At 45.0% G+C, this 4,478-nt stretch carries 1 protein-coding gene; it reads left to right on the top strand.

The annotated features are described in order from the left end of the window. Positions 1-206 precede the first annotated feature (206 nt). Positions 207-4,478: beta strand repeat-containing protein (locus QUB11_RS30795; RefSeq protein WP_445300871.1), on the top strand; the 4,272-nt coding region annotated here is incomplete at its 3' end.

Raw genomic sequence — 4,478 nt, 5'->3', positions numbered from 1 at the left:
CTAATTTACAACTCTAAATGCCTACTTTTCTTTGAATTCAGTTTTATTCTCTCGATCCTTTCCTTCAGGGGACTACCGAACAGAATATTACCTTTGGTGAGCAAGTCTCTCTCGGTACGGGTTCTAATGTCATTCTCGATACTGGGTTAACGAATGCAGGCGACATTACTTTTGGGGGAACGGTTGAGGGCGATGGCAACCTAGTTTTGACTACAGGAACAGGCGTTATTAATGTCAACGGGCCTATTGGAAATCCAGTACCTTTACGTTCCCTGACAACAATCAATTCTTTCGATGTTAAGAGTCCGATCGATTTTTCGCTTGAAACTACAGGCGATATTACCGTTGGTAGTATGAGAAATCCCGGACGGGCGATCGCCCTTACCAGCACTAAGGGCAATATTGATACGACTGCAGGGGCAATTGATACCACATCCACTACCGGAAATGGTGGCCCGATCGCACTCAGTGCTAACAATACGATTAACGCTAGCAATCTTAACTCTAGTTCCACTGCTGGTGCTGGCGGAAAAATCGATATCACTAGCACAACTGGCGATATTGTTGCAGTCTCAGGATTATTTAACTCTAGTTCTACTTCCGGTGCTGGCGGAGATATCACCATCGCAACTCCCAATCAAGTTGGGATAAGTGGCATTGATGCTAATGGATTGCCCGGTACAGGAAATATTAGCATTAGTGGTAGTGAGATGGGCTTTTCGGGACTCCCAGATTCCGTGCAGGGTAAAGGTACTTTGTCTATTAAGCCGTTTTCGCCGAACGTAGGAATTCGCTTCCAGAAGGAACTTGCTGACGATCCGCAGGCGATCGATTTAGGAACGCCCTTTTTATCGGCATTGGCTAATGGATTTAGTGAAATTGTTTTGGGAACTAATAGTACCACAGGCAAGATCACTGTAGAAAATTTGCAGATATCTTTTAAAGATCCTGTGACTTTCAATACTCAAGGCACTATTTCTGTAAATCCCGATAGCTCGATTTTGGGAACTGATAATGCTTCAATTACTCTCAATGCTACAACTAATAACCTGAACGGCAATCTTACCACCCAATCTCAAGATATCACAATTAACGGCAATACCTTAGTTGGAGATAGCGTCTTAGTCAGCAATGGCATTTCAGCAGGTGGCAATATTCTATTTAACAATAATATTGATGGCAGTGGCAATCTCACTTTAGAAACAGGTACTGGAAAAATTGAGGTTAAAGGTTTAATCGGCGATGCGACAGTATTAGGAAATCTCACCGTCAACAGTGCTGGTTCAACTACATTTAATGCTGTCAACGCTACCAGTTTCACCACCAATGCTGGCGGTACAACCGAACTTAAGGGCGATGTCACTACAACTGGCACTCAAACTTATGGAGATGCTGTTACAATTGCCAACAATCCAATTCTCGAAGGCCGCGAAATTACTTTCAATAATACTGTTGACGGCAGCAGCGAGTTGACGGCGAATGCGGTTAGCGGTAATGTTACCTTCAATGGTGCAGTTGGAAATCCCACAAATGCGATCGGCAATTTAACAGCTAACTCTACAGGAACAACCGCATTTAATCAAACAGTCAATGCCGCGAGTTTGACTACAGATGCTGACGGCATAACTCAAGTGAAGGGAAATGTTACTACAACTGGCAGTCAAACTTATGGAGATGCAGTTACAATTGCCAACAATCCCATTCTCGCAGGCAGCGAAATTACTTTCAATAATACTGTTGACGGCACCAGCGATTTAACTGTGAATGGGGGTACTGGTAATGTTACATTCAATGGTGCAGTTGGTGCTGTAACTCCGATCGGCAATTTAACAGCTAACTCTACAGGCACAACCGCATTTAATCAAACAGTTAATGCCGCGAGTTTGACTACAGATGCTGGCGGCACCACTCAACTGAAGGGAAATGTTACTACAACTGGCGCTCAAACTTATGGAGATGCAGTTACAATTTCCAAGAATCCGATTCTTTCAGGTGACAGCATTACTTTCAATAATACTGTTGATGGTACCAGCGATTTGACGGTGAAGACGGCTAGCGGTAATCTTACCTTCAAAAGTGCGATCGGCAAAACAACTCCTCTCACAAGTTTAACTGCCAACAGCAAAATATCTTTAGGCGGCAATGTCACTACAACAGGCACTCAAACTTATGCAGATGCTGTGACTGTTGCCCCAAAATCGGTGTTTTCAGGCAGCGACATTACTTTCAACAAGACAATTGACGTGGCTGGCAATCTCGGTATTGCTGCGGACAATGTTAATCTCAAAGGAACTGTAACAACCACCAATGACGGCACGCTCACAATTACCAATAAGGTGAATCTCAATATTGAGAAAAACCTGAACTTAGACGGTGCATTTATTCAAAAGGGCGGGGGAACTGTTGGGGTTAGCGGAAATATCGCCACAACTAATGATAACATTAGTTTTAGCAATCCAGTGACATTAAAAGCTCCTGTAACTTTTACTCTGGGAGATGCAAGTATTGCTTTCGGTTCTACTTTATCTGCGGGTAGTAATCCGCTGAATTTAACAGCAGGTGAAATTGATTTTTCTGGGAATGTTTCTGGTACTGGTGCGTTAACGCTGCAACCCGCAACAGCCGGACAAAATATTGCTGTTGGCGGAAGTGATAACAATACTAGCGCTTTAGATTTGACTGCATCGGAAATTAGTTTAATTCAAAATGGATTTAGCTCGATCGCGATCGGGCGATCGGATAGCAGTGCAAATGTTAGTATTTCCTCTAATCTTACATTTTTAGATCCAGTAAATATTCAAACGGGAACGGGTGCGATCGCACTTGATGGCACTCTTACGGGCAATGACAACAGCAGCATTGCTCTCAAGGCTTCCACAATTAATTTGAATTATGGCATCAATACCAATAAAAATCCGATCGCTCTCAACGGCACTGTCACACTCGGCAACGATATTAATCTCAGTACCAGCGGCGGAGATATTAAGATAACTGGTGCCATAGACGGTAATCATTTGTTGAACTTAGATGCCGCGACAGGCAATGTGTTGGTGCAAGGAAATATCGGAGAAACAACGCCATTATCTGTTTTGAATGTTACTACCTCAAATGCAGAATTTATTGGAAACGTTAACAGCAATTCTGGTTTTAATATTACGAGCTTAAATACTAAATTAGGCGGGAATATTACGACTAATAATGGCAACATCAATATTAGCAATGCTTTAGTTTTGACAAAGGATGCGGTATTTAGTACCGCCGGGGGAAATATTGCTTTGGGGGCGATCGACAGTGACAGCATTAATGCCCGCAACTTAACTCTAGCCTCCGGTAGCGGCAGCATCACTTTCAACGGTTCAGTGGGGGCCACCAGCAAGTTAGGAAATCTTGCGATCGAAAATGCTGGCAATGTGACAGGAAACTCGACAATTAACGCGCAACAATTGACATCACTAAACACGGAAAAAGTCAATTTATCGGGAGATGTCAGCGTCGGCAAAGTAGATATTACTGCCAAGGGCGATATAACCGTTAAAAATATTACTACTAATGGCGGAGAAATTTTATTTACAAGCGGTAACAATTTCACCGCAGGCAATTTGAATACATCGGGAAACAGTGGCGGTAACATAACTGTTAAGGCGATAACTTCCATTACCACCGGACAAATTAACTCTAGCGCTATAGTGGGAAATGCCGGCAATGTGTTCTTAGATCCGATCGGCGATATTCAAGTAGAGTTTATCAATGCCCAAGGCGGTACAGGCGGCACCGGCGGGGATGTCACAGCAGTAACAGGCAATTTTTTCCGCGCTACGGGTACTTTTTCCACCCAACTTTCGCCGACGGGATTTGCTAGCATTTCTACTGCTGGCGGCACAGGTGGCGGAAATATCGCAATTACACACGCTGGGGGAGATGGAGGGACGCCGATTCAACCGTTTGTGGTGGGGGATGCTGCTAGCAACGGTACGGCGGGTGCAATTACAACGGGACAATCTACCATTACATCGCAGTCGTTTCCGCGTTCTAGTAATGTTGGTAATATTGTATTTTCCACTGATGACGCGATCGACCCGCCACCAACGCCAACTCCCACTCCGGTAGAAACTCCCACTCCCACTCCGAGTGAAACTCCCACTCCGGTAGAAACTCCCACTCCCACTCCGAGTGAAACTCCCACTCCGGTAGAAACTCCCACTCCCACTCCGAGTGAAACTCCCACTCCGGTAGTAACTCCAACTCCCACTCCGAGTGAAACTCCCACTCCGGTAGTAACTCCAACTCCCACTCCGAGTGAAACTCCCACTCCGGTAGTAACTCCAACTCCGACTCCAGTTGTCACTCCGACTCCGGTAGTAACTCCAACTCCGACTCCAGTTGTCACTCCCACTCCGGTAGTAACCCACATTCCGCACCCCCAACTGGCACATACGCGGATTGAGGGGGTAAAAGTGAATCATCCGAGACAAAGCGTG

The sequence above is a fragment of the Microcoleus sp. B6-A1 genome, from assembly GCF_036705085.1.
GTDB lineage: Bacteria > Cyanobacteriota > Cyanobacteriia > Cyanobacteriales > Microcoleaceae > Microcoleus.
This window is presented reverse-complemented; position numbering and strand designations above follow the sequence as displayed.